This window comes from Micromonospora sp. MGP-C2, from assembly GCF_057766525.1.
The window spans coordinates 759,691-785,494 of the sequence record NZ_JBYMEN010000002.1 but is presented as its reverse complement, the minus strand read 5'-3'; the positions used below and the strand labels follow the sequence as shown (position 1 = coordinate 785,494).

The window sequence follows — 25,804 nt, the reverse complement described above, 5'->3', positions numbered from 1 at the left end:
CACCACCCGAGACGAGCGGCGAGGCGTCACCGGGCCGTCAGCGTCCACTCCTCGTAGTCGGCGACCCGGGTGAACCCCACCCGCTCGTAGAGCCTTACCGCCGCGGTGTTGTCCGCCTTCACGTTCAGCGTGACGTGTTCCACGGTCTCGCGCAGCCGGACACACAACGCCGCCACCACCGCCGCGCCCAGCCCCCGTCCACGCCACAGCGGATGGGTCGTGACGTTGCCCAACGCCGCCACCCGGTAGGCCGGGGACCACACATGCACCCCGGCCACCGCCACCAGCTCACCGCCCTCGCGTACGCCCAGGTACTGCCCGGTGTCCAGCATCCGAGGATCGAACCAGTTCCCCGGGTACGCCCGCTCGTACAGGTGGCGCAGCCCCGGCAGGTCCGCCGGCCCGAGCACCACGCCCTCCGGACGCACCGCCGACAACCGGACCGGATCGGTCAACGCCATCCGGTGGTGCGCGCCACCGGGATCCAACCGGAACGACCCGGCCAGCACGTCGGACAGCCCGGGGGAGAGGTGCGCGTACAACCGGGCGGGCAGCGTCGGCGCAAGGTCGGCCAGCAGCGCCGCCAGCGCCGCGGTGTCCGCCGGCGCCGCGAACGCCAGCAGCGTCGGCGGGTCCACCCCGCGATAGAGCAGCGCGACCTGCTCACCGGAGCGAAACCACGAGGTGTACGGCCAGAAGAAGTCGTCCAGGTCACCCAACTGGTAGGCGTGCAGCACCGGATCACGGCCCAGCAACCGCGCCAGGACCGCACGGTCATGCTCGGGGCCTACCGCCATCAGCGGGCCACCCACTGGTCGTACCCGAGCTTCGCGACCAACGCCACCACCACGACCAGCAGCACCACCCGCACGAACCCCGACCCGCGGCGCAACGCCATCCGCGCCCCCAGCACCGCGCCGGCGATGTTGCACACCGCCATCCCCGCGCCCAGCAGCCACCACACGTGCCCGGTCACCCCGAACACCACCAACGCGCCCAGGTTCGTGCCCGCGTTGACGACCTTCGCCATCGCCGAGCCGTGCACGAAGTCCGCGCCGATCACAGCGGTGAACGCCAACACCAGGAACGTGCCGGTCCCCGGACCGATCAGACCGTCGTACAGGGCGATGCCCACACCGGCCACCGCGATCACCACCGCCACCCGCACCGGAGTCCGCCTCGCCGGCACCGCCACCACCCCCATCCGGGGACGCAGCAGCACGAACACCGCCACCGACACCAGCACCACCAGCACGACCGGCCGGTACGCCGATGCCGGCACCGCCCCGGCCAGCGCCGCGCCCACCCCCGCGCTGAGCACCGCCACCCCCGCCGCCGGTGCCGCCACCCGCCAGTCGACCTTCGTCCGGCGGGCGTACGTCGCCGCCGCGGTGGCCGTACCGAAGATCGCGGCCAGCTTGTTCGTGCCCAACGCGGTGGCCACCGGCAACCCCGGGGCAGCCACCAACAACGCCGGCAGCAGCAACAACCCACCACCACCGACCACGGCATCCACCCACCCGGCCATCGCGGCGGCGGCCAGCAGGGTACTCAGCGTCACGGCGTCCACGGGCGGCAATTCTGCCTACCCGACGCGCCCGACCAGCACCCGAGTGGCCAGCCTCACCCGGTCACCGACCCCTCGTACGCCGCAACCACACCCCCAACGCGCCGACCGCCACGAACACCAGCACGGAACACAGCAGCACCTTCAGCACCCGGCAACCATGCCACGGGCACGTAAGGTGCAGGAGTGCGCCTGGCCACCTTCAACCTGCTGCACGGACGATCCCTCACCGACGGGCTCGTCGACTCCGACCGCCTCGCCGACGCCGTACGCGCCCTCGACGCCGACGTGCTCGCCCTGCAGGAGGTCGACCGCGACCAACACCGCAGCGGCAAACTCGACCTCACCGCCATCGCCGCCCGCGCCCTCGACGCACCCCACCACCGCTTCGCCGCCGCCGTCGTCGGCACCCCCGGCGAACACTTCCGCCCGCTGCGCCACGACGACGACGGGCACGGCGAACCCTGCTACGGCATCGGCCTCATCAGCCGACACCCCGTACGCAGCTGGCACATCACCCGACTCAAACCGGCACCCGTCCGCTCACCGGTCTACGTGCCCGGCCCCCGCGGCGGCCTGATCCTGCTGCACGACGAACCCCGCGTCGTGCTCGCCGCCATCCTCGACACCCCGTACGGCCCGCTCACCGTGGCCGCGACACACCTGTCCTTCGTGCCCGGCTGGAACGCCCGCCAACTGCGACAGACCGTCCGCGCCCTGCGCGCCCTGCCCGCCCCCCGCGTCCTGCTCGGCGACCTCAACCTGCCCGCCGGCGCGGCCCGCCTCGTCTCCGGCTGGCATCCGCTGGGCCGCCGCCCCACCTACCCCTCCGGGCAGCCCCGCGTCCAACTCGACCACATCCTCGCCGACCGGCACGCCCTCGACCAGCTCCCACCGGTACGGGCGGTCACCGCACCGGCGTCCACCATCTCCGACCACCGCCCCCTGCTGGTCGACCTCGCCTGAGCGTCATCGCCCGACCGGCCGCACCGTGGCTCAGCCGCGCCCGGGGGAGCACCGCCCCGAGACGCAAGATTCCCTCAAGATCATTGCATCGACCCACTTCGACGATCATTCTGGTCGACACGCGCCACGATCAACTCGTCGGAGGCCACATGAGACGTCAGCGATCCACCTTCATCGCCGTATCCACCCTCATCGCTCTCACCCTCACCACCGCACCCACCCCCGCCAACGCCCAGAGCGCCGCGGAACCCCACCAGGTCACCGCCCTCACCGTCCGCCAAGCCGACGGGTACGCCACCCTCGCCTGGCAACCCGTCGACGGCGCCACCGACTACCAGATCGAACGCACCGCCATCGACGCCAACGGCACCCCCACCGGCGCACCGACCATCGTCGGTATCTGGCGACCCAACCGCCAGATCAACCAACAGGCACCCACCTTCGCCGACGCCGGCTTCAACCCCGGCGACACCTTCCAGTGGCGCGTACGCGCCCGCACCGACACCACCGAACAGCCCTACTCCGACCCGGTCGTCGCCACCACCACCGCACCCTGGGGCAACCCCACGACCCCCGGCGAGCAACTGCGCACCGGCTGGGAGACCACCAACGCCGCGCAGTACACCAGCGACACCGACGAGTACGCCTACACCGCCACCATCGACGCCCTCAGCGACCGCGTCCGCGTCGTCGAACTCGGCCGCACCGTGCAGAACCGACCCATCAACATGATGGTCATCGGCCACCCCACCCCGGCGACCACCCCGGAAGCAGTCGCCGCCACCGCACCGGTGGCCATCAACTGCAACGTGCACGGCAACGAACCGGGCGACCGCGAGGCCTGCCTCATCATGGCCCGGCAACTCGCCTTCAGCACCGACCCCCGCATCACGGACCTGCTCAGCCGAACCACCGTCCTGATCGTCCCCACCATCAACGGCGACGGCCGGGCCAACAACACCCGCGGCAACTCCACCGGCCAGGACCTCAACCGCGACTACTCGCTCATCCGCCAGCCGGAAACCGCCGCGTACATCAAGATGGTCCGCGACTACCGACCCGTCGCCGGCTACGACGGCCACGAGTTCGGCAACTCCCGCGCCGGGGACCTGCCCATGCTGCCCCCGCGGCACCACAACGTCGCCCAACCCATCTTCGACCAGTCCCAGGACATGATCGAAGGTCACATGTACGCCAAGGGCGCCGAAGCCGGCTGGTGGGCCTGCCCCTACGGCTGCGAAGGCGGCGGCAACATCGGCCTCAGCGAGGAAACCATCCTGCGCAACACCCTCGGCCTCAAGAACGTCGCCAACTCCCTGCTCGAACTGCGCAGCTCCGGCGGTCAGACCCGACCCGACGAGGGCAACACCGCCAACAACCGGCGCCGCAAGACCTACTCCGCGCTGTGGACCTTCCAGCAGTTCCTCGACTACCACCGCGCCGACCGTGCCGACATCCTCAACTCCCGCGCCCAGTCCATCGAGATCCAGGCCGCCAACACCGGCCGCCTCGTCTTCCGCGGCTCCCGCCCCATCCCGGCCTACCCCGCCCCGCACCCCGGCGACAGCCCGCCGCCGCTGGACGCACCCCGCGCCGACCTCATCCTCGACAACGCCCCCTGCGCCTACAAACTCACCGACGAGCAGTACAACGGCGCCCGCACCGACGGACCCGGCGGCGTCGGCACCACCGTCGCGCAACGCATCGCCGCACACGGCTGGAAGGTCATCAAGACCGAGGACGGCTACTACGTCCCCCTCAACCAACCCGAACGCGGCCTCATCCCGCTGCTGCTCGACACCAAGGGCGTGGAGAAGCTGACCGACGGCGAACGCGTCTACCCGACCCTCACCGGCCGACGCAACGGACCACTGACCGTCTCCGGCTTCACCTGCGCCGACGACGCCACCATCAACGGCCCCGTCACCGTCCGGGCCGGCGCGGCACTCGTCGCGACCGGAACGACCATCAGCGGCCCGGTCACCGCCACCGGCGCCGCCGGCATCCTCCTCGCCGACAGCACCATCAACGGCCCGGTCCAGATCACGAAGACCACCAACGCGGTCTCCGTCATCGACGTCACCATCGCCGGCCCGGTCAGCCTGACCGGCAACACCACCGGCACCGACGCACCCCTGCTGGCCGGAAACACCATCCGCGGCCCGCTCACCTGCACGGCAAACAGCCCCGCCCCGACCAACCTGGGCGTCGCCAACACCGTGCACGGCCCACGCACCACCCAGTGCGCGGCACTGTGACGGCCACCTGACCGAACCGAAACTGCCGGCGGCGCGGGTCTCGAACCCGCGCCGCCGGCACATCCCCACCACCAACCCGAAACCGTGGAGGCCGCCGTGTCGCAACCCGCCACCCCACCGCGACGCCCCCGCCTGCGTACCCTCGGGCTCCTCGCGCCGACACTGCTGCTCGCCGCCTGCACCAGCAGCCCCGCGACTCCCCGCACCGACTCCGCACCACCGGCCAACGCGCCCCAGGTCACCGGACCCCTCTGCGCCGCCCTGCCCACCGGCACCGACCCCGGAAACCCGACCTTCCTCGCCAGTCAGCCCGTCGACCAGGCGCTCCGGTGGATCCCCACCCTCACCACCTTCGAAGCGGCACTGCGCACCAGCGGAGTCCTCACCGACCTGCCCACCGGCACCGGCGTCACCATCCTCGCCCCCTCCGACGACGCCTTCGCCGCCAAGTTCTCCGAGGACAACTGGGACGACCTGATGACCCGCCACACCGACCAGCTGCGCACCCTGCTGAAGGCACACCTGATCCAGGGAACCCACCCGATCGGCGAACTGGCGGACACCGGCACCGCCACCACCCTCGACGGGACCACCGTCACCGTCACCCGCAACGGCCCCACCGTCCGTCTGGCCGACCGCGCCGACGCCGTCTGCGCCGACTACCGGGCCACCGACACCCGCATCCACATCATCAACGCGGTCCTCGGCCCGCTGCCCACCACCGCCAACGACAGCGACCGGGCACACTGACCGCGCTCACTCCTGGTTCACCGGCACCAGACCCGCCAGCGCCCGGTTGGTCCGGTTCGCGCGCACCGCGTCGCGCTGCTGCCCAGCCGTCACCTCGATGTACGTCTGCGACGACGCCAACGACGCGTGCCCCAACAAACGCATGATTTCCGCAGCGCTCGCCCCGTCCTCGGCCAAGCGGGTCGCGAACGTGTGCCGCAACGCGTGCAACCGCGCACCCCGCGGCACCCGGTCACCGATGCCCGCCCGCCGAAAACACGACTCGACGAGGTACTGCAGCCCACCCCGGCGCAACGGCTCACCACGCCGATCCACCAGCAACGCCGAGTCGGGGCGCACCGACCGCGAACCGAAGCGCCGCGCCCGACTGTCCAGGTAGTCCACCAGCACCCGGTCCAGATCCGCCTCGATCGGCACCACCCGGGGCCGCCCACCCTTCCCGAGCACCTCGATCCGCCGCTCACCAGGTCGACCACCCAGCGAGCCGACCCGTAGCGCCAGCAACTCCGACAGGCGCAGACCCGCGCAGAGCGCCACCGCCAACACCGCGACGTCCCGCTCCGGCCACGGGTCGCGCTGCCGACCCTCGTCGCGCGCGGCGGACGCGAGCAGCACCTCGGGAGTGTCCGCCCCCCGCAGCGGCTTCGGCTGGGGGAGTAGCGCCCGAGGTCGCCCGACCGCCGGCATCGGGTTGCCGGCCACGATCCCGTCGGCCACCAGGAACGTGAAGAAACTGTTCCAGGTGGACCAGGCCCGGTGCACCGACGCGGGCGCGCGAGGCGCGGCGAACCGCGCGAAGGCCGCGCGCATCACCCTGGGGGAGAGATCGGTGATCGACAGCGCGCCCAGGGGGAGGGGAGTGGTGGCGTCCTCGGCGACCAGCGCCGCCACCGCGTGCAGATCCCGACGGTACGCGGCCAAAGTGTGGGGGGAGGGCTTGCGCGTCGCTCGGGCGGTCAGGAACTCCTCGATCAGCACCATGAGCGATTCGTCCTGTTTGTCATGCATAAGGGATATTATGCAGCATTTTCGCGTTCCGGGGAAGCGTGGGGAGAGGGGGAGCGGACCCAGTCCGCACGGGAGGTGCCGCTGTCTCCTCAGGTGCCTGTCGAGCTGCCCCACGTGTGGGGCGGGTGATCCCCGGCGCGTGGACCAGGTGTGGTTGGTTCTTCGAAGCCGATCACGTCCCGGCAAGCGCCATCACCCTGTGGGTAGGTGACCAGCGGTGAGGGCGCGCCGGTCCCTGGGCCGACGGTCCCAGGGCCGATGGCCGATGGCCGATGGTCGGCGCGCCCCAGGGCCGATGGTCGGCGCGCCCCAGGGCCGATGGTCGGCGCGCCCCAGGGTCGATGGTCGGCGCGCCCCAGGGCCGATGGCCGACGGTCCCTGGGCCGATGGTCGGCGCGCCCCACGGATGGGGCAGCTCGACAGGCGCCGAGCGACACATCGGCTTGCCCCCACGTCGCAGGCCAGGGGCGCTGTAGAAGCACGTATCCTGCGCGGCATGACGTCGCCCGTCGCCACCTGCCCCGTCTGTGGTCGACCCGGCACGCCCACCGTCTACCGGGACCCGGCCCACCCCATCGACGTGGTCTGCCCCGAGGGGCACCAGTGGCGGCCGGACGGCGAACCCGGGTGGGCTCCCTCAGCATCGCCCACCATCGTGGCTGGACGCCCCGACACTGACGGCGCCTCGACACAACCCCTGGACGTCCACAAGGACGGACGGAACTGGCGGATCGGCACGGCCAGCGACGTCGCCTGGCTCGCCGGCCACACCACACAGGGCCTTGCGATCACCACCGCGATCCCGGAGGTGTTCGACGCGTACGCCACCTTCCACCCGCCCGAGGGTGTCGGTATGGACGCCCACGAACAGGCCGTGGTCCGCGAGCTGGCGGCCCGTACCGCGGAGCAGCCCTGGTGGCTGGGCTACCTCGACACCGGCGCGCACGACGTCGTCTTTCCGCGTGCCCCGAGGGTGTCGCTCTACTGGAGTTGGCCCTACGTCCTGGTCGAAGCGGGACCCGAGCAGGCCCTCACCTGGCGGACCGGTCACATACGCGGTGACGGTCCGCTGCCCGACCTGTTCTTCCCGGCGGATCACTCGTGGCTCGTCTCCGCCCTGTGGGACGACACCTGGACCGACGTCGGCGGCAGCGCCGCTGTCATCGCCGGTCTGCAACGCAACCCGCTGGTGAGTGCCCGCCGCGTGCGACCCGACGAGGACGCGTGTCCGCCGGGACTGACGCGCGACTGAGAGTGCCCACCGGTGGTCGAGGGGACCGCCAGATAACGCAGCTTTACATAATGTGCATTATCGAATCCCAGCACGATGCAGGTCGGGACATCGCGCCAGACCAAAAACCGGAGAATTGGTCCCCGGCGAGTCGCATGCCGTGTTCGAACTGCGAGCGTAGCGGGCCGGCGTCGACCGGGAGGTCGGCCCAGCGGGCCGGCGCCGACGGTCGCCCACGGGCCGGTCGTGGGATCGCCGTGGACGACCCGGACGACGGTGATCATGTCGTTGAAGGTTTCGGTGCCGGCGAACCCCTGCGGCTGGTGATCATGGTGCCAGCGACCGGGGACAACAGCGTGGGTGCCCCGAGCGCGGCGCGGCCACCGCCCTCCCCCCGCTGGTCGGCGGCGAAGTGGTCGATGGCGGCAAGATCGCGGGCCCGTAGGATCGGGGCATGTCTGAGGCCCAGCCGACCCCGCGGTTCCGCCAGCACGCGGCGAAGATGGGTGAGCTGGTGGCCCGGCAGATTCTGGAGGACATCGTCGAGCAGGGGCTGTCCGCTGGGGCGGCGCTGCCCACCGAGGCGCAGATGGTGCAGGCGTACGGGGTCAGTCGCGGCACCCTGCGGGAGGCGTTGCGGATTCTGGAGACCAACGGTCTGGTGCGGGTGCGGCCGGGTCGTGGTGGTGGGCCGATCGTCGGGTCCGTCGATCCGCACACGTTCGGTCGGATGATGGCGCTGTTCATGCAGATGGGCCGGACCCGGTTCGGTGAGCTCGTCGAGGCGCGCGTGATCATGGAGCCGTTGATGGCTCGGTTGGCCGCCGAGCGGCGCGATGCCGCGCACCTGCGTGAGTTGGCGGAGTCGATGCGTGAGCACGCCACGTTGGAGGAGCGCGACGAGGCCAGCTACCTGGCGGTGATGCAGCGTTTCCACGGTGTGGTGGCGGGGTTGTCGGGCAATGGGGTGCTGGATCTGTTCGGCCGGGCGCTGAAGGAGATCTACACCGAGCGGGTCGTCGCGGCTGAGCGTCGTCCGGAGCGGTGGGAGGACGTGCGGCGTGAGCATCAGGCGGTCGCGGCGGCGATCGCTGACGGCGATGGGGTTGCGGCGGAGACGTTGATGCGGGCGCACATGGTCGCCCTGGCCGATCACCTCGAACGCGACTATGCCGGTCTGCGCGACGAGGTGATCGGCTGGTGGTGACGTCCGGTCAGGACAGTGCGCTGGAGAGCACCGCCTGTACGGGTGTGCGGTCCTGGTCGACGCGCCAGGTGGTGTCCTGGTCGCGCCAGTCGGTGCCGAGGGCGGTGACGGCGGGCATGACTTCCCTGGCGAACAGGGTGAGGTGGTCGCGTACCTCATTGCTGGTCATGTCGCCGGCGTGGTTCATCAGGATGAGGTGTCCGGCGCCGGTCTGCTCGTAGAGGCGGTGAATCTGCGCGGTGACCTGGTCGGGGGTGCCGATGAGCAGGATGCCGGCGTCGATGAGGTCCTCGTAGCTCATTCGGCGTACGGCGCCGAGGCGGCCCTGGAGCGCGGCGACGGCGGCTGCCGGTGGGAAGTAGCCGGGTGGGCTGGCGGCGCCGAGGCGCAGGTTTCCGGGCTTGAGGTAGTACATGAGTTTGCGGCCGACCTCGCGGGCTTTCTCCTCGGTCGGGGCGACGTGGCACAGGGCCATGTAGGCGAACCGGTCCGGGCCGGGTTCGGGAAGGCCTGCGGCGACGGCCGTTCGGCGGTAGAGCCGGAACGAGGTCGCGGTGTCGTCGTAGGTGCCGAGCAGGTTGCACAGGGTGTAGCCGTGTTGGGCGGTCCATTCGACGAGTCGGGTCGAGGTGCCGCTGATCCAGATCCGTGGGTGTGGCTGTTGGTATGGGCGGGGCCAGACGCTGACGTACCGGTAGTGGTAGTGGCGGCCCTCCCAGGAGAAGACGTCGCCGCTGGTCCACGCCTTTTTGATCAGGTCGTGGGCTTCGATGAACATGTCGAGGTTGTGCACGGGGTTCTGGTTGGAGGGGAATGTTTCGCCCTGGACGCCGCGGACGAAGCCGCAGTCGATGCGGCCGCCGCTGACGGAGTCCAGGTAGGCGATCTCCTCGGCGACGCGGATGGGGCTTTCGCGGTGCGGCAGTGGGGTGCCGAGCACCAGGACCCGGCCGCGTCGGGTGCGGTGCAGGACGGAGGCGGCGCTGAGGGTGGCCGAGACCTGAAGGGTGGAGGCGGACTGGTGGTGCTCGTTGACCATCAGGTCGAAGCCGAGTTCGTCGGCGAGTTCGTATTCGTCGAGGTAGCGCTGGTAGAGCTCGTGGCCGAGGACGGGGTCGTAGTAGCGGTTGGGCATGAAGTATTTGAGGCCGCGGTTGGCCTCTTCGGCCTCGGGTGTGACGAACGGGTAGGGCATTTCGGTGAAGTGGTAGAGCTTCACGAGGCCTCTCCGATCAGGAAGGACCGGAGCAGCCGGTGGAATTCGTCGGGGCGTTCCAGGTACGGGTAGTGCCCGGCGTGTGGCAGTTCGACGAAGCGCGCCGAGGGCAGGAGGTCGGCCAGGGCGGCGCTGTGTCGTGGGGGTACCAGCCGGTCGTGGGTGCCGGCGATCACGAGGGTGGGCATGGTGGCCAGGTGCAGCCATCGGTGTAGTCGGGGGTCGTGCAGGAAGGGTTTCCAGGCGTACCGGGACAGGGCGGCTCGGTCGGCGAAGGTCTGTTCGTACTCGGTGTCGGTGAGGCCGGTCGGGAAGCCGGGCATGCGCAGGTCGTGGCAGGCGGTGGGGTCGGCCCAGCCGAGTTCGACGATCTCGGTGGGGTCGAGCAGGAGGATGTCGGCGAAGTCGGGTTCGGTCGGCCCGGACAGTTTCACCCCGTACGGGGAGACGAGGGTGAGTGAGGCGAACAGGTGGGGTGCGCGTACCGCCATCTCCAGGGCGATCCAGCCGCCGAAGCCGGCGCCGGCGAGGTGGAGTGGGCTGTTGGTCAGGTCGGTGACGGGGCCGGACAGGTAGTGCTGGGCGAGGTCGGCGACGCTGTCCCACTCCTGTGCGGTGTCGTCCATTGGTGTGCCGAAGCCGGGGTGTCGGGGTACGTCAACGTCGAGGTCGTCGGCGAGGAGGGTGAGGGCGCCGACCGGTCCGGGGAGGACGTCCGCGTCGTGCAGGAACAGCAGGGTGCTCATGGGGTGCTTCTCCCCCGGGTGAAGAAGGTTCGCAGGAGGGTGGCGAGGGCTTCGGGTTGGTCGAGGTTCGGTGCGTGTCGGGCGTCCATGCGGTGCACGTGTACCTGTGGGGACAGGTTTTCGAGGTGTCGGCCCCAGTCGGGTGCGAGGAGGTCGTCGCGGGTGGCCTCGACGACCAGGATCGGCACGGGAGTGTCGCGCAGGGGGGTTGGCCAGTCGTCGGGGCTGGGTTTGGGCAGTGTGGGGTGGCGCAGGCGGGGGGCCAGGCACGCCTGGACGTGGCCGGGTTTGCGGGTGTTGGCGTAGCGGACGCCGACGGTGTCGTCGAAGCCGGCGTAGTCGTCGGTCATGAGGGAGACGAGGCGGCGTACGTCCTGTTCGGTGCCGTCGAACTGTCCGAGTTCGGTGGTGCCCTTGGTGGAGCGCCAGGGGCCGCCGGTGCCGCAGATGCTCACGGCGGAGAGGGCTGGCAGGGTGGGTGCGGGTGTGGCGAGGGCGCGCAGCAGGAGGGATCCGCCGAAGGACTGGCCGGCGAAGTGGGCGGCGTCGACGTCGAGGGCGGCGCAGAACGCGGCGAGGTGGTCGGCGCGGAAGGAGTACGGCGAGCGGTCCAGGTAGACGACCTTGTCGGTGTCGCCGTAGCCGAGCATGTCGGGTGCGAGGACCCGGTAGTGCTTGGCGAGGAGGGGCATGACGCTGGCCCAGCTGCCAATGGCGTCGCCGCCGAATGCGCCGTCGTGGACGAGGACGACGGTGCCCTCGGGTTGTCCGGGTGGTGCGCATTCCCAGTAGCGGGTGGTGAAGCCGCCGGCGTCGATGGTGTGGGTCCGTGGTTGGGTCATTGTCCTGCCTCGGAGTGGAAGGTGCCGTAGCGGCCGTTGAGGTAGAGCAGGGGTTGGGCGTCGGTCTGGGATCGGGCGTGCAGCACCTCGCCGCAGAGGATCCAGTGGTCGCCGCCCTGGTGGATGGTGGTGGTGCGGCATTCGAGGACGGCGGTGGTGCCGGTGGCGAGGGTGGGTACCGGTGTGCGGCCGGGGACCACGGCGGCGGCGAGGTCCTCGAGGTCCCGGCCGCGGGTGGCGAAGGCTCGGGCCCAGGCGGTGCGGTCGGCGGCGAGGTAGTTGACGCTGAATCGGCCGGCTTGTTCGGCCAGCGGCGCGAGGCCGGTCTTGGTGTCGACGGCGACCATCACCATCGGTGGTTCGCCGGACAGGGAGGTGGCGGAGGTACAGGTGAGACCGGTGACGCCGGCGGCGCCACCGGGCACGAGCAGGATCGCCACCGGTGCGGGCACCTGGCGGAACGCGGCGCGGAACCGGGGGGTTTCGACGAGGCGGTCTCGGGTGGTGAGGTCAGGGTTCATGGCGCCGCTCCCCTGTCGGTGGGTTGGTCGTTCGGATCAGCCACAGGCGGTGCACGTCGGCGCGGGCGTTGAGGTGCGCGGCTGCGGGGCTGCCGCCGATCACCGTCGCTGAGGCGACCCAGTCGGCGCAGGCGCCGGTGCGGGCCAGGACGGTGCTCTGGGTGATGTCGGAGGCGCAGGGTTGGCCGGTGCGCGGGTCGATGAGATGGTGGCCGTCGGTGCCCCAGCGGCGTTTGCCGGTGCCGCTGGTGGCGACGCCGCCGTCGCGGACCAGCAGCACGTTGCCGTTGGGCAGGTTGACGGGCCAGCCGTCGCCGTTGGGGCCGGGGCCGCGGCAGGTGACGTCTCCCCCGATGCTGGCTGCCGCGTTGGGGCCGAGCCAGGTCACGACGTCGTCGGCCCATCTGCCCTTGGCCAGTGCGCCGACGTCCACGCCGTATCCGGGTGCCAGGCGGGCGGTGTGGGCGCGTAGTTCCAGCAGCTCTGCCAGTGGTGGCACGGGCGTGGGTGTCGTGGGTGGTGCGGTGTGTGGGGTGCCGGTGGCCCAGGAGCGTACGTAGCCGGCGGCCAGTAGCCGGGGCAGCATCGCCGCGTTGACGAGGTTGGCGCTGGCGACGGCGACGGCCAGGGCGTGTCGGAGCATGGCGTGCAGGTCGGCGGAGATGGGGTGCCATCGGCCGGCGGCGGCGTTCAGTTGGGACAGTTCGCTGTCGGGGCGGAAGCGGGAGTAGCGCCGGTCCAGTGCCTGTAGCCGCCGCTGCACCTCGGTGAAGGGCGTCGCGGGTGGTCCGTGGCTGGCCAGGGTCACTTCGCAGGTGAACACCGGGCAGGTGTAGCGCTGCACGGAGAGCGGGTGGTGCGCGACGGTCATGCGGGTTCTCCCTCCACCACCAGTTTTAACATGCTAAACATGATGATGTTTAGAGGGCAAGGGTCAGTCCGGGTGGTTCCCGGCCAGCCCCTCCACCACAGAGGCCGGCCGGGAAGACGCGGTCGACGACTGCCGGCCTATCGGCCTGCCGCGTCGCGGTCCAGCACCTCCCGCGCGCTGCGGGCGACCGCGGCGTCGATCATCCGCCCGTCGGCGGCGACCGCCACCCCGGAGCCGTTGCGTTCGGCGTCGGCCAGCCGGTCGACGACGTCGCGGGCCGCGTCGATCTCGGCCGCCGTCGGCGAGAACACCCGGTTGACGACGGGCACCTGCGCGGGATGGATCGCCGTGCGGCCACGGAATCCCTGACGCAGCAGCAGCCGGCTGGTGGCCTCGAGCCGTTCCGGGTCGCGCAGGGCCGTCTCGGTCGGGCCGACCGGCGCGGCGAGGCCGACCGCCGCGCAGGCCAGGACGACGCGCGAGCGGTACGGCCACAACTCCTCCCGGTCCGGGCCGGGTTGCAGGCGCAGTTCCGCCGCGAGGTCCGCCTCGCCCAGGCCGAGGCGCTCGACCCGGGGGGCGGCGGCCACGGCCTCGGCGCGCAACACGCCGCTGGCCGTCTCCAGCAGCGCGAACACCGCGATCTCCCCGACCGGAAGGCCACGGTCGCGTTCGGCGTCGCCGAGCAGCCGGTGCACCTCGGCCAGCAGGTCGACGTCGGCTTTCGGCACGACCACGCCGGTCAGGTGCGGGCCGACCACCGTGGCGATGTCGGCGGCCGGCGTGTCCGCGTTGATGCGTACCCACCATTGCGGGGCGGCGGGCACCCCCGCGGCACCGTCGGCGAGGGACACGCCGACAGTGCCGCGGGCGGTGGTCTTGTTGGACGGCGCCACCGCGTCCTCAAGGTCGAGGATGCAGGCGTCGGCGCCCCGGGCCGCCGCACGCGCCACCTTGTCCGGCTGGTCCCCCGGCACGTACAGGTAGCTGCGGGCGGTCGGCCGAGGTCGTCCGACGGCGGTCACGGGCGGGTGGGACGGGCCAGGTACCGGCCGCGTGGCTGCCCGACCACGGCGCCGCCACGCAGGATCTGCTCGCCGCGCAGGAACGTGTCGGTGACGCGGGCGGTCAACTCCATGCCCTCGAACGGCGTGTACTCCTGCGTCGACAGCGACTCGTCGGCCCGTACCGTCCAGGTGTGCTTCTCGTCAACCAGGCAGAAGTCGGCGTCCAGGCCCTCGGCGATGGCGCCCTTGGTGGCCAGACCGAAGCGGCGGGCCGGCGCCCACGAGGTCAGCTCGGCGACCCGGGAGTACGACAGGCCGCGCTTGGAGCCTTCGCTGACCAGGCCGGGCAGCAGGTACTCGGCGCCGCCGAAGCCGGACTTGGCGACGAAGATGTCGTCGGCCGGCTCGCCGAACTTGGTCTCGGCGCGGCAACACGCGTGGTCGCTGACGACCCAGTCGAGGTGACCGTCGAGCAGGTGGCCCCAGAGCGCCTCCACGTCCTCGCGGGGACGCAGCGGCGGATTGACCTTGCCGCCGAGGCCGTACGCGGTGTCAATGTCGGCCAGCAGGTGGCCGATGGTCACCTCGCGGCGGAAGTCGACGTGCGGGAACGCCTTGGCCATGCGCAGCGCCGCGTCGACGGCCTTCTCCGACGTCAGGTGCAGCAGGTTGATGGTGGGCAGGCCGGTCTCGTGGGCGAGGTAGGAGGCGATGCTGATCGCGAGGCCCTCGGAGTGCGGCGGCCGGGAGGCGCTGTAGGCGGCCAGCCCGGTGAGGCTGCCGTCCTCCTCGACCAGGCGGGTGTACGCCCGCATGATCTCGGCCGTCTCGCAGTGCAGCGACAGCGAGATCTCGTCGGCCAGGTCGGGGAACTGCTCGCGGGCGGCCTGCACGCCGCGCATGACGAACTCGAAGTGCGCGTAGTCGTAGCGGGCGTCCGGCGGGATCATGAGGAAGGAACTCTGGTCGGTGGAGCGGCCGTGCAGGCCGTGGCCACCGTAGAACATGAAGACCTTGAACGAGGTGATGCCGTGGTCGCGGATCAGCTCGGGGATCTCGTCGATGTGCTCGGCGGTCATCGGCGCGACGTGGAACGCGAAGTCGACGTAGGACTTCTGGTCGGTGGCGCTGCGCACCTCTGGGAAGAACTCGCGGTACGGTCCGCCGCGGTTGAGGTAGTACTGCCCGGTGCGGATGTAGTTGATGGCGGAGGTGACGCCGCCCTGCGCGCAGGCGCGGCTCTCCGTCGCGGTGTCCTCGGCAAGGGGGTGGTAGATGCCCCAGTGCTGGTGGGCGTCGACGACGCCGGGGAAGGCGAGCTTGCCGCCACCGTCGACGACGGCCTTCGCGCCGGTGGGGTCGATCGACGGCGCGAGGTGGGCCACGCGGCCGTCGCGGACGCCGATGTCCAGCGCCGCCGGCTCGGCCTGGTCGTGCCGCACCACTCTGACGTTCTTCACTACGAGGTCGAAAGGTTCCACGGTGTGCTCCTGGGGTTTGGCGGACAGCGAGTCGGTGACGGCGTCAGTCGGCGCCGGTGCCGGCCTGTAGTCGGGTCAGGGGGCGCAGCAGGTCGCTGACGTCGGTGACGTCGGCGAGGCCGAGCACCGCGGCGACCACCTGGTCGGCGGTGTCCGGGTCGACGCGCCCGGCGACGTTGTCCCGGAACTTCAACGCCAGTTCCGCGTCGGACAGTGGCCGCTGCGGCCCACCGCGGTTGGTCAGCACCTCCTCGCGCCAGGTCTGGCCGTCGTCGGTGCGTACCGCCACGACGGCCGGGAACTGGTGCGGGAAGATCGCGTTGCACTCGTCGTCGGGGACCACGTCCACGCGTGCCATCAGGGCGCGGCGCTGCGGGTCGCGGGCCAGCTCGTCGGTGAAGTCGCCCAGCCCGAGGCCCAGTCCGCCGCCGCCGAGCAGGCCGGCGACGACCGCGTACGGTCCGCTGAACTGCGCCTGGTAGCCGGTGTCCGGGGCGCGTTTGGTGGCGATCGGCTCCCCGATGGTGCGGATCACCGCGGCGGGTACGCGCAGTTCGATGTGCGTGATCCTGTCCACGGGCACGCCCCGGGCGCGCAGCGCCAGGCCGGCGTCGATGGCGGCGTGGGTGAAGTGGTTGGCGGGGTACGGCTTGAAGAAGATGTCCGGCACCGCCCACCGCTCGCCGAGCCCGTCGGTTACCTGGGCATGGTCGGCCTCGCCGCGCAGGAAGGCGGTGAAGAAGCCGAACCGGCCCTCCAGCACGGTGGGTGGCCCGGTGAAGCCGCGCCGGACCAGGTCGGCGGCGGTGACGGCGCTGTGCGCGGCCCAGCCGCAGTGCAGCCGCTTGACCGTGCCGCCGGTCCGGTTGGCCTCGATGACCCCGGAGGCCATGGAGGCGGTCACCCCGAGCACGTCCAGCAACCCGTCCTCGTCGAGGCCCAGCAGCATGCCGGCGGCCACGGCGCCGCCCATCGCGCCGCAGATGGAGGTGGCGTGCTGACCGTGTTCGAAGAACACCGAGTTGTTCAGCACCGGGTCGAAGCCGGCCATGCCCAGCCGTACGGTCGTCTCGATGCCGACCGCTACCGCGTTGGTGAGCGCTACGCCGTCTGCGCCGGCGGCCTGGGCGGCGGCCAGGGCCGCCGGGACCACGGCGGCGCTGGGGTGCAGCACCGAGGGCAGGTGGGTGTCGTCGTAGTCCAGTGAGTGCGCCAGGACGCCGTTGCCGAACGCGGCCTGCGCCGCGGGCACCGCGTCGGGCAGCCCGACGACGTGGGCCTGGGCGCGACCGCCCTGGTCGGCGACGTAGTCCAGGGCGGCGCGGCTGGTGGGCAGCCGGTGCGCGGCCACGCACAGCCCGAGGATGTCGAGGACCCGTTGGCGCACGCTGGTGGCGAGCCGCTCGGGCAGGGGTTCGTCGCCGGTGCGGGCGGCGAAGGCGGCCAGTTGCCGGGCGAGGGTCTGCTCAGCCATTGGCGATCACCGCCAGGGGGCGGACCGGCGAGCCGGTGGCGCCGAAGATGGCCAGGGGCGACAGGACGAACAGGAACTCGTGGACGCCGTCGGCGGCCAGTTCCTCCAGCGCCATCGTCTCGATGATGTAGACGCCGCGTTCGACCAGCAGCACGCGGTGCGCGGGCAGGACGCTGTGCCCGGCGCCCGGTCGCAGGCACTCGAAGGCGATGGTGTCCGCCCCGGCGGCGTGGATGCCCTGGTCGGCGAGCCAGGTGGCGCCGGCCTCGCTGACGCCGGGTACGCCGGTGGTGAGCCCGATGTAGCGGGTGCGGTCCTCGTGGTCGAACAGCCGGCCCCAGCCGCTGCGGACCAGCACCACGTCGCCCGGCCGGATCGGGGTGCCCTGCCGGTCGGCGGCGGCCGACAGGTCCGCCGGGGTGATCTCGTATCCGGGGTCGCAGCCGTCGGGCTGGCCCAGGGCGGCCGGGACGTCGAGCAGCACGCCCCGGCGGACCATCGGGGCGATGGTGTGCGCGCCCAGTTCGGCGTACCGGCCGCCGCGTCCGGCGTCGGAGGCGTCGGAGCCGTCGAACAGCCGCCCGTCCTGCGAGACGTGGGAGAAGGCGTCGATGTGGGTGCCGACGTGGGTGCCCATGGTGATGATGTCGTTGGCGGCGGAGCCGCCGTCGGAGCGCACCGAGTCACCGTGCCGGCGGGGCAGGGCATGCCAGAACGGCGGATGGTTGGGCGACTGCGGCATGCCGATGCTCAGGCGACGACCCAGGTCGTACGTCCGGACTCCGGCGTCGACGGCGGCCAGGAGCGCGGCCGTGCCGGTGTCGGTGGTGATGTTCGTTGTGGTCACGGCAATCCTTAGCTTCGGTGGTGACGGCCGTCAGGCCACGATCTCCCGCGAGCGCAGCTCCGCGACGGTGTCGGGGGTGCAGCCGAGTTCGTTGACGAGGAGCTGGTCGGTGTCGGCGCCGAGGGGCCGACCGGTGAAACGGATGCGGCCCGGCGTGTCGGACATACGCCACAGCACGTTGTGCATGAGGACCTCGCCGAGGTCGGGGTCGGGCACCTTGACGACCATCTCGGCGGCCTGGACGTGTTCGTCGGCGACGATGTCGCGGGCGGTGTAGACGGCCGCGACGGCGGCGCCGGCCTCTTCGAAGGCGCGCATGACCTCGTCGCGGGTGCGCTCGGCGATCCATCCGCCCACGTACTCGTCGAGCAGGTCGGCGTGCGCGGCCCGCTGCCGCCCGGAGGCGAACCACGGCTCGTCGATGACCTCGGGGTGACCGACGAGGCGCAGCACCCGCTCGGCAATGGACTGGGCGCTGGTGGACACGGCCACCCAGTCGCCGTCTTTGGTGCGGTAGGTGTTGCGCGGAGAGTTGTTCGTGGACCGGTTGCCGTGCCGGTGCTCGACCACGCCGAGCTGGTCGTACACGGTGGGGCCGGGGCCGACCGCCATCATGATCGGCTCCAGCAGGCTCATGTCGACGACCTGGCCCTTGCCGCCGTTGCGGTCGCGGGCGAACAGCGCCACCATCGTGGCCGAGGACGCGGCGATGCCGCAGATGCTGTCGGCCAGGCCGAACGCCGGCAGCGTCGGCGGCCCGTTCTCGTCGCCGGTCAGGTGGGCGAAGCCGCTCATCGCCTCGGCGAGGGTGCCGAAGCCGGGCCGCTTGGCGTACGGGCCCTGCTGGCCGAAGCCGGAGATACGCACGATGACCAGGCCGGGGTTGACCTCGTGGAGTTGCTCCGGGCCGATCCCCCACCGTTCCAGCGTGCCGGGGCGGAAGTTCTCCACCAGCACGTCGGCGGTGGCGGCCAGGCGAAGCAGCAGGTCGGCGCCCTCGGGCGCGGACAGCTTGAGGCCGAGTGTGCGCTTGTTGCGGGAGATCTCCTTCCACCACAGCGGTACGCCGTCCTTGGCGTGGCCGTGTCCGCGCATGCTGTCACCGGCGACGGGGTGTTCGACCTTGATGACGTCGGCTCCGAAGTCGCCGAGGATCTGGCAGCACAGCGGGCCGGCCAGGATCGTCGAGGCGTCGATGACACGGAGTCCGGTCAGCGGTCCGTCGTGCACTGGGCCTCCCCAACTCGGCTCGTTCGCTTCAAGCGAACGACGTTTCGCTCAGCAGAATAGATTGTGATGAGGCTCGGGGTCAACGGCATCGACTGTCATCCCTGCTGGACAGGCCCGGTGGCCGGACGCCGCCGGGTCAGCCGACCCCGCAGGACCACCGCGGCGGCCACCGCGGACGCCGCCGCGACGAACGCGCCGGTACGCGCCGAGAACGTGTCCCCCAGCCAGCCGTGCAGCATCGCCGCGCCCGGCCGGATACCGAGGAAGCACATCGACCACAGCGCCATCACCCGGCCGCGTACCGCGTCGGACAGCCCCTCCTGCATGGTGGCGTTGACGTCGCTCACGGCCAGCAGGTAGCCGGCCCCGCCGACGGCGATGCCCACGGTGGCCAGCACCGGTCCCGGGCTGACCGCCAGCATCACCATCCCGACGCCCAGCGCGGCCACGCCGACCGCGCCCGTCCGGCCGCTGCCCACCGTGCGCCGCAGCCGGCCGACCCAGATGGCGATCAACGCCGAGCCGACACCGAAGAAGGTGATGAAGACACCCACCAGCATGTCGCCGCCGCCGAAGCTCTCCGCGAACAGCGGGGACAACGTGTTGATCGGCTCCATCGCCAACCCGATCAGGGCCACGGCGACCAGGCACCGCACCAACTCGGGTCGGTGCCGCACATAGGCGACCCCGCCGAACACGCCCAACCGGCCGCGCCCTCCGGCGCCGTCGGAGCGGGGCAGCCGGACACCGGTCAGCGCCAGCGCGAACACCAGGAAACTGGCGGCGTTGACGGCGAACGCCGTACCGGCGCCGGCCACCGCGTACGTGGCCGCGCCGGCCACCGGACCGATGGCCCGCGACAGGTTGAACGTCAGCGAGTGCAGGGCGATCGCCTGGGGCACGTCGGCGCGTCCGACGATGTTGGGCACCAGCGCCTGCGCGGCCGGGCCGGTGATCGCCTGACCCACCCCGGACAGCCCGATGAACGTCAGCAGCAGCCACGGGTTCAACGCGTCCAGGAACGCCAGCAGCGCGAGCACCGCGGCGGCGGACCCACCCAGCGTCTGCCCCACGATGATCAGCAGCCGCCGGTCGGCGCGGTCGGCCAACGCCCCGATCACCGGGGCGAGGACCAACTGCATGGCGAACTGCAGGGCTGTCACCAGACCCACCATGAACGCCGAGCGGGTCAGCGCGTAGATGGTCAGGATCGCCGCGACGTTCTGGAACCACGTGCCGGTGTTCGACGCCAGCGACCCGAAGAAGTACGGGCCGAAGCGGCGGTCCCGCAGCAACGCGAGACCGCCGCGGCCTCTCTCGTCGGCTGGCGCGTCGGCCGGTGCGTCGGCCGGGCGGTCAGCCTGCCGCACCCGCGCCTCCCATTCCGTACCCCTGGGGGGTGCCGCTGGTCAGCGAGGTCCACACCGACTTCGGGCGCAGGTAGAGCCGGGCCGCCTCGGTGCCGTTCTCACGGCCGTACCCGGACAGGCCGACACCGCCGAACGGCACCAGGTCGGACAGCACCCGGTAGGTGTTGATCCACACTGTGCCCGCCCGTACCTGCCCGGCGAACCGGTGCGCCCGGGCGATGTCGGCGGTCCAGACGCCCGCCGCCAGGCCGAACTCGGTGTCGTTGGCCAGCCGCAGGGCCTCGGCGTCGTCGCGGAACGACGACACCGCCAGGACCGGCCCGAAGACCTCCTCACGCAGCAGGCGGGCATCGTCGTCCAACCGGTCGAACACCGTCGGGGGTACGTAGAAACCGTCGCGCAGCCGCTCGTCGTCGGGCAGGGCGGCCTGTGCCACCAGCCGTCCGGCGCCGGTGGACTCGGCGATGAACGCCACCGTCTTGTCCCGCTGCGCGGCGGTGATCTGCGGACCCAGGTCCGTCTGCGTGTCGAACGGGTCGCCCACCCGCAGCGCCCGCACCCGCTCGGCCACCCGGTCGAGGACCTCGTCGTAGATGGACTCGTGCAGGACCAGCCGCGAACCGGCGATGCACATCTGCCCGCAGGAGGCGAAGACGCCCAGGACCACGGCGTCGACCGCCCGATCCAGGTCGGCGTCGGGGAAGAGGATCTGCGGCGACTTGCCGCCCAGCTCCAACGCCACCGGGGTGAGGTTGGCCGCCGCCGAACGCGCGATGGCCTTACCGGTGTCGTGGTGGCCGGTGAACACGATCAGGTCGACGTCCGGGTGCGACACCAGCGCCACGCCGGTCTCCCGACCACCGGGCAGCACCCGCACCAGACCCTCCGGCACACCCGCCTCGGCCAGCAGCTCGCCCAACCGCAGGGCGGTCAACGGCGTCTCCTCGGCCGGTTTGAGCACGCAGGCGTTGCCGAAGGCGAGCGCCGGGGCGATCTTCTTGGCCGCGAAGAAGAACGGCACGTTCCACGGGATGACGCCGGCGACGACGCCGTGCGGCTCGGGCACCGTGTAGGTGTGGTACTCCGGTCCGACCGGGATGGTCTCGCCACGGACCTGCTCGGCCCAGCCCGCGTAGTAGCGGAAGCTGCCGGCCGCCCGGAGGACCTCCCGCCGGGTGTCGCTGAGGATCTTGCCGGTGTTGCGGGTCTCGGTCTCGGCCAGCTCGTCGAGCCGGGCCTCGATGAGATCCGCGACCGCGTGCAGGATCCGGCCACGGTCGCTGCCGGTACGGCGGGCCCACGCCGGTTGGGCGGCGCGTGCCGCCCGGACGGCGGCGTCCACGTCGGCCGGCGAGGCCGACGCGACGCGGGTCAGGACCTGGCCGTCGATAGGCGAAAAGACATCAGCCATCGGTGTTCCCTTCGTCGTGAGCCGAGCGCGCCCGGCGTCCCGGGTCCATCGACCCGGTGAGGTGCTCGGGCACCCAGACGTCCAGCACGGCCGGGACGCGGTCCCGCGCCACCGCCGTGCGGGCCCGGTCCAGGGCCGCGGTCAGGTCGGCTGCCCGGACCACCCGCTCGCCGTAGCAGCCCTGTGAGCGTGCGTGCGCGGCGAAGTCCGGCGACGGGGTGAGGTGCCCGCCGATCACCGTGGGTTCGGTGACGGCCAGGCCATCCGGGTAGTGCGCGGCCAGCGTGGTCGTGCCGGTGCGGTACCCGCCGTTGTTGACGACCACGGTGACCACCGGGGCGTCGTGCTGCTGCTGCAACCACAGGCAGGAGTCCGGCGAGCCGAACAGGTACGAGCCGTCCCCGGTCACCGCCACCGCGTGGGCGCCGCCGGCGGCCATGCTGGCGCCGGTCGCCGCCGCCACCGACCAGCCGAGGCTGGACCCACCCTTCTCGAAGAGGGTGCCCGGCTTCGTCCGGCGGACCGCCGCGGTGTCGAACACCTCCCAGGTCAGCAGGTCGTCGGGGCGCAGGTGCCGGTCCAGCGCCGCGGCGATCAGCGCCGGCGTGGGTACGCCGGAGACCGTTGCGTCGCCGCCGCCGGCCCGCGCCGGCGCGGCGGACGGGGGCCGTTGCCGCCGTCGGCGCACGGCGTCGGCGTCGCCCGGGCCGGCCGTGCCGACCTCGGCCAGCACCGCCGCGAGGAACGCCGCCGGGTCCGCGGTGGTACGGGCGTCGGCGCGCAGTTCGTACAGCGGCACGCGACTCTCGATCGGGTCGGGTCCCGCCCAGCCGATCCAGGCGTCGTCGCGTGGTCGTTCCACCGCGGGCATCCAGGGCACCGGGTGGTCCAGCACGATGACGACGTCGAACTCGTCCAGCGACGCGCTCGTGTGCCACGGGTTGTCGTCGGGCAGGTTCACCCGGTAGCGGGAGGCGCGCACCTCCACGCCGAGGGTGTCGGCCAGTTCGGCCAGCAACGCCACGGCCCGTGGGTCGACGCCGACCCGGTCGGTGACGATGACCGGCCGCCGGGCGGTCGTGAGGCGGCGGGCCACCTCGCTGACCACGCCGGGGTCGCCCGCGCCGAGGGTCGGAATGCCGAGCCGCTGGGCGCTGGGAACCGGGTCGCCGGTCACGACCGGGTACCGGCCCACCTCCTCGGGCATCGCCAGGTAGACGGGGCCACGCCGGGGTGCGAGCGCGACCTGCAGGCCACGCGCCACGACCAGGGCGGCGTCGTCGAGGGCGGACAGCTTGTAGTCCCACTTGACGTACTGCCGCACGATCGATCCCTGGTCCCAGCGCTGCTGCTTCCAGAACACCGGCGAGTTACGCGACTCCGTCCGGGTGGGCGGATAACCCGACATGATCATGATGGGGTGGTCGCCCCACATGGCGTTGTGGATGGCACCGCCGTGGTGCAGCAGGCCGAGGTCGGCGTGGGCCGCGGTCATGGAGGGCTGGCCGGAGACCATCGTCTCGCCCATCGCCGCGGTGAGCGCGACGTGCTCGTGCGGGCAGGTGATGACCTCCGGGGTCGGCTCGCCCCGATGCCGGGCCTGCGCGCTGGCCTCCTGGAACGAGGTCAGCTCGGAGCCGCTGTTGAACCACAGCCGCCGCACGCCGCTGGCCGCGGCCGCCGCCAGCACCGCGGAGGCGGCGCTGGCGGCGGCCGGGCCGCCCGTCACAGGTTCCTCGCGCGCTCGAGGTAGGTGCGGTTGACCAGTTTGTCGATCGGCGCAGCGGACTTGACCAGCTTGGCCTTGATCAGGCTCTCCTGACCCGTGAGCCAGGTCTGGTCGTTCATCTCCAGGGCCTTGTCGGGACCGGCCGCCAGCCAGCTCTCCACCAGCAGCGGCAACTCGGCGCGGGCCTGGGCCGCGTCGGCCTCCGGGTTGTACTTGCGCAGGTCGTTGATGACCTGGTCCCAGTTCTCTTCCTTGCTGGCGTAGTCGATGGCCTTGAGCACACCGGCGAGGAACTTCACCGGCATGTCGCTGCCCGACTCGACCATCTTGGAACTGGTGTTGTACGAGTCCGATGGCATCGGCGCGAAGTCGTCGGTGCTGAAGAACACGACCTCGCCGACATCCTTCTGGATGGTGGCCCGGTCGGTGTTGACACAGATCCAGGCGTCCACCTGGCCCTTGCGGGCCAGCTCGTACGCGGCGGTGCCGACACCGGTGACCGGACGCTTCACCGACTTGGGGTTGACCCCCGCATTGATCAGCATGACGTCGAGCAGGTTCTCGGTGGCGCCACCGGTGGACACGATGCCGCAGGTACGGCCGGCCAGCTCGGCCGGATTGCGGATCGGCTTGTTCGGCAGGGACACCACCTCGAACTGCGACTTCTGCCGCACGCTGGCGATGCTGATGAACGGCGCCTGCTCGTTGGCCACGGCGATGATCGCGTTGATGCCGTTGGCCCGGGTCAGGTCGGCCGAACCGCCGAGCACCGCCTGGATGGCCGTGGCGGTGCCCTGCCCACCCTTGATGTCCAGGTTCAGGCCGTACTCGGAGAAGAAGCCGCGCTCCTTGGCGACCATCGTCTCCACGAAGCTCAGCGTCATGCCGGAGGCGGTCATGTACGAGCCGGAGATGCTGCCGTCGGCGTTGACCTTGTTGTCGTCGCCGCCGCAGCCACTGAGCAGCAGGGTCATGCCGCCGGCACTGGGCAGCAGGAGCCCTGCTGTGGCGCTGGCCCGGAGGAACGAGCGCCGCGAGACCGGCGCGCTGATGGAACGGTCATTTTTCATGAGAATCTCCCGGTGCCGAGGGGGGGAATGGAAGAAGGTGCGACGGATAGAGGCAAGGAGGGGCCTGCCCACGCCGCGTCGCGGCGCCGACCATGGATCGGAGGTGGGGGTGTGGAGCGCGGCCCGTCAGGGGGTGCGGCGGGGCTGCACAGACTCGTGCCAGGGGATCAGCAGCCGGCGGGCACCTGTCACGACGCTGTAGAGGGTGAAGCCGAACAACGCCATGATCAGGATCGCGCCGAACAGTTTGTCCACCTGGAGACCGTTCTGCAGGTTGACGGCGTACCGGCCGAGGCCCTTGTCACCGCCGAGGTACTCACCGACGATCGCGCCGATGGTCGCCTGGACGACAGCCAGCTCCATGCCGGCGAGGATGAACGGCATCGTGTACGGCAGGTCGGCCCGCCAGAACCGCTCCCAGCGCGACGCCTTCAGGGTTGTCATCAGGTCGTGCATGGAGCCCGGCACGGAGCGGACGCCGAACGAGGTGTTGATCAGCAGCGGGAAGAAGGCCAGCAGCGCCGCCATGACCACCTTCGACGACGGGCCGAAGCCCAGCCAGAGGATGAACAGGGGCACCAGCGCGACCTTCGGCACCACCTGGGTGGCGACGATGAACGGGCGGGCGATCCGGTCGAACAGTGGCGACTTGCCGATCATCAGGCCGAGCCCGACACCCAGAATGATGGCCAGCGCCAGGCCCATCATGACCTCGTAGAAGGTCGTCCAGATGTGCGTCTGCCACACGAACGGGTCGGTTATCTGCTCGATGAAAGACGTGAACACCGCCTCCGGTGCCGGCAGCACGAACCGGGACAGGTCCGTGACCTCGACGTACACCTTCCAGGCGACCAGGAACAACGCGATAAGCAGGGGGCTGGTGTAGAAGGACAACCAGCGGTTGTTGCGCAGCCGCTGCGACAGGGTCGGCGGCGGGGGGCGGAGCTGTTGTCCGGAAGACGTCGTCGGCGCCGGGTGGCGCTGATCTGTAGTGGTCACGTG

Annotated in this window: 23 protein-coding genes; 5 read left to right on the top strand and 18 right to left on the bottom strand. The window is 71.4% G+C overall.

The features are described 5' to 3' along the window. Positions 1 to 26: 26 nt before the first annotated feature. Together AC3CF1_RS03280 and AC3CF1_RS03275 are read right to left on the bottom strand one after the other, a co-directional pair. Complete coding sequence (locus AC3CF1_RS03280; protein ID WP_355162864.1) at positions 27 to 797, bottom strand: GNAT family N-acetyltransferase; 771 nt, start codon at positions 795 to 797, stop codon at positions 27 to 29. Beyond that, positions 797 to 1,570 (bottom strand): sulfite exporter TauE/SafE family protein, encoded by a 774-nt coding sequence (locus AC3CF1_RS03275; RefSeq protein ID WP_396689169.1) that lies wholly within the window; start codon positions 1,568 to 1,570, stop codon positions 797 to 799. Before AC3CF1_RS03275 ends, AC3CF1_RS03280 begins: the two co-directional genes overlap by 1 nt. Positions 1,571 to 1,753: 183 nt before the next feature. Here AC3CF1_RS03275 and AC3CF1_RS03270 point away from each other — a divergent pair, with 183 nt between their 5' ends. The 3 genes from AC3CF1_RS03270 (at position 1,754) to AC3CF1_RS03260 (ending at position 5,541) form a co-directional block, all read left to right on the top strand. Further along, entirely contained in the window at positions 1,754 to 2,533 is a 780-nt protein-coding gene (locus tag AC3CF1_RS03270; RefSeq protein WP_488449494.1) for an endonuclease/exonuclease/phosphatase family protein, read from the top strand. A gap of 149 nt (positions 2,534 to 2,682) precedes the next feature. Beyond that, complete coding sequence (locus tag AC3CF1_RS03265) at positions 2,683 to 4,791, top strand: M14 family zinc carboxypeptidase (protein ID WP_488449493.1); 2,109 nt, start codon at positions 2,683 to 2,685, stop codon at positions 4,789 to 4,791. A 96-nt stretch (positions 4,792 to 4,887) separates the two neighbouring features. Continuing rightward, complete coding sequence (locus AC3CF1_RS03260) at positions 4,888 to 5,541, top strand: fasciclin domain-containing protein (protein ID WP_488449492.1); 654 nt, start codon at positions 4,888 to 4,890, stop codon at positions 5,539 to 5,541. Positions 5,542 to 5,547: 6 nt separating this feature from the next. Here the strand turns inward: AC3CF1_RS03260 and AC3CF1_RS03255 are convergent, their stop codons facing one another. Next, a complete protein-coding gene (locus tag AC3CF1_RS03255) occupies positions 5,548 to 6,549 on the bottom strand; it encodes a tyrosine-type recombinase/integrase (protein ID WP_355161947.1) in 1,002 nt (333 codons plus the stop codon). 496 nt (positions 6,550 to 7,045) lie between these two features. Here AC3CF1_RS03255 and AC3CF1_RS03250 point away from each other — a divergent pair, with 496 nt between their 5' ends. Together AC3CF1_RS03250 and AC3CF1_RS03245 are read left to right on the top strand one after the other, a co-directional pair. After that, on the top strand, positions 7,046 to 7,801 hold the full coding sequence (locus tag AC3CF1_RS03250; RefSeq protein ID WP_488449491.1) for a hypothetical protein: 756 nt from the start codon (positions 7,046 to 7,048) through the stop codon (positions 7,799 to 7,801). Between the two features lie 433 nt (positions 7,802 to 8,234). Further along, entirely contained in the window at positions 8,235 to 8,987 is a 753-nt protein-coding gene (locus AC3CF1_RS03245; RefSeq protein WP_488449490.1) for a FadR/GntR family transcriptional regulator, read from the top strand. Positions 8,988 to 8,994: 7 nt separating this feature from the next. Here AC3CF1_RS03245 and AC3CF1_RS03240 read toward each other — a convergent pair whose 3' ends face one another. The 15 genes from AC3CF1_RS03240 to AC3CF1_RS03170 form a co-directional block, all read right to left on the bottom strand. Continuing rightward, a complete protein-coding gene (locus tag AC3CF1_RS03240) occupies positions 8,995 to 10,206 on the bottom strand; it encodes an LLM class flavin-dependent oxidoreductase (protein ID WP_488449489.1) in 1,212 nt (403 codons plus the stop codon). Continuing rightward, positions 10,203 to 10,949, bottom strand: a complete 747-nt coding sequence (locus tag AC3CF1_RS03235) for an alpha/beta fold hydrolase (RefSeq protein WP_355161944.1) — start codon at positions 10,947 to 10,949, stop codon at positions 10,203 to 10,205. Before AC3CF1_RS03235 ends, AC3CF1_RS03240 begins: the two co-directional genes overlap by 4 nt. Then, a complete protein-coding gene (locus tag AC3CF1_RS03230; protein ID WP_488449488.1) occupies positions 10,946 to 11,791 on the bottom strand; it encodes an alpha/beta fold hydrolase in 846 nt (281 codons plus the stop codon). The genes AC3CF1_RS03235 and AC3CF1_RS03230 overlap by 4 nt, the downstream gene beginning before the upstream one ends. Next, positions 11,788 to 12,312 carry a flavin reductase family protein gene (locus AC3CF1_RS03225; protein WP_488449487.1) on the bottom strand — a complete coding sequence of 175 codons (525 nt, stop codon included), beginning with the start codon at positions 12,310 to 12,312 and terminating at the stop codon, positions 11,788 to 11,790. Before AC3CF1_RS03225 ends, AC3CF1_RS03230 begins: the two co-directional genes overlap by 4 nt. Next, positions 12,302 to 13,183 (bottom strand): FAD:protein FMN transferase, encoded by an 882-nt coding sequence (locus AC3CF1_RS03220; RefSeq protein WP_488449486.1) that lies wholly within the window; start codon positions 13,181 to 13,183, stop codon positions 12,302 to 12,304. Before AC3CF1_RS03220 ends, AC3CF1_RS03225 begins: the two co-directional genes overlap by 11 nt. Positions 13,184 to 13,320: 137 nt before the next feature. Then, the gene (locus tag AC3CF1_RS03215) at positions 13,321 to 14,208 is read right to left on the bottom strand and encodes an HpcH/HpaI aldolase/citrate lyase family protein (protein ID WP_488449485.1); all 888 of its coding nucleotides are present in this window, start codon (positions 14,206 to 14,208) and stop codon (positions 13,321 to 13,323) included. After that, a complete protein-coding gene (locus AC3CF1_RS03210) occupies positions 14,205 to 15,671 on the bottom strand; it encodes a dihydroorotase (protein WP_328374563.1) in 1,467 nt (488 codons plus the stop codon). Before AC3CF1_RS03210 ends, AC3CF1_RS03215 begins: the two co-directional genes overlap by 4 nt. 43 nt (positions 15,672 to 15,714) lie before the next feature. Beyond that, positions 15,715 to 17,145, bottom strand: a complete 1,431-nt coding sequence (locus AC3CF1_RS03205; protein WP_488449484.1) for an MmgE/PrpD family protein — start codon at positions 17,143 to 17,145, stop codon at positions 15,715 to 15,717. Further along, positions 17,138 to 17,992 (bottom strand): cyclase family protein, encoded by an 855-nt coding sequence (locus tag AC3CF1_RS03200; protein WP_328374565.1) that lies wholly within the window; start codon positions 17,990 to 17,992, stop codon positions 17,138 to 17,140. Before AC3CF1_RS03200 ends, AC3CF1_RS03205 begins: the two co-directional genes overlap by 8 nt. A 30-nt stretch (positions 17,993 to 18,022) precedes the next feature. Beyond that, complete coding sequence (locus tag AC3CF1_RS03195) at positions 18,023 to 19,222, bottom strand: CaiB/BaiF CoA transferase family protein (RefSeq protein ID WP_328374566.1); 1,200 nt, start codon at positions 19,220 to 19,222, stop codon at positions 18,023 to 18,025. A 95-nt stretch (positions 19,223 to 19,317) separates the two neighbouring features. Next, positions 19,318 to 20,592: an MFS transporter gene (locus AC3CF1_RS03190; protein ID WP_488449483.1), complete on the bottom strand. Its 1,275-nt coding sequence runs from the start codon at positions 20,590 to 20,592 to the stop codon at positions 19,318 to 19,320. Continuing rightward, positions 20,579 to 22,003 (bottom strand): aldehyde dehydrogenase family protein, encoded by a 1,425-nt coding sequence (locus AC3CF1_RS03185; protein ID WP_488449482.1) that lies wholly within the window; start codon positions 22,001 to 22,003, stop codon positions 20,579 to 20,581. Before AC3CF1_RS03185 ends, AC3CF1_RS03190 begins: the two co-directional genes overlap by 14 nt. Further along, a complete protein-coding gene (locus AC3CF1_RS03180) occupies positions 21,996 to 23,732 on the bottom strand; it encodes a thiamine pyrophosphate-dependent enzyme (RefSeq protein ID WP_488449481.1) in 1,737 nt (578 codons plus the stop codon). Before AC3CF1_RS03180 ends, AC3CF1_RS03185 begins: the two co-directional genes overlap by 8 nt. Further along, positions 23,729 to 24,802: an ABC transporter substrate-binding protein gene (locus AC3CF1_RS03175; protein WP_355162731.1), complete on the bottom strand. Its 1,074-nt coding sequence runs from the start codon at positions 24,800 to 24,802 to the stop codon at positions 23,729 to 23,731. Before AC3CF1_RS03175 ends, AC3CF1_RS03180 begins: the two co-directional genes overlap by 4 nt. A gap of 126 nt (positions 24,803 to 24,928) precedes the next feature. Continuing rightward, positions 24,929 to 25,801, bottom strand: a complete 873-nt coding sequence (locus AC3CF1_RS03170) for an ABC transporter permease (RefSeq protein WP_328374575.1) — start codon at positions 25,799 to 25,801, stop codon at positions 24,929 to 24,931. Between the last annotated feature and the right edge of the window lie 3 nt (positions 25,802 to 25,804).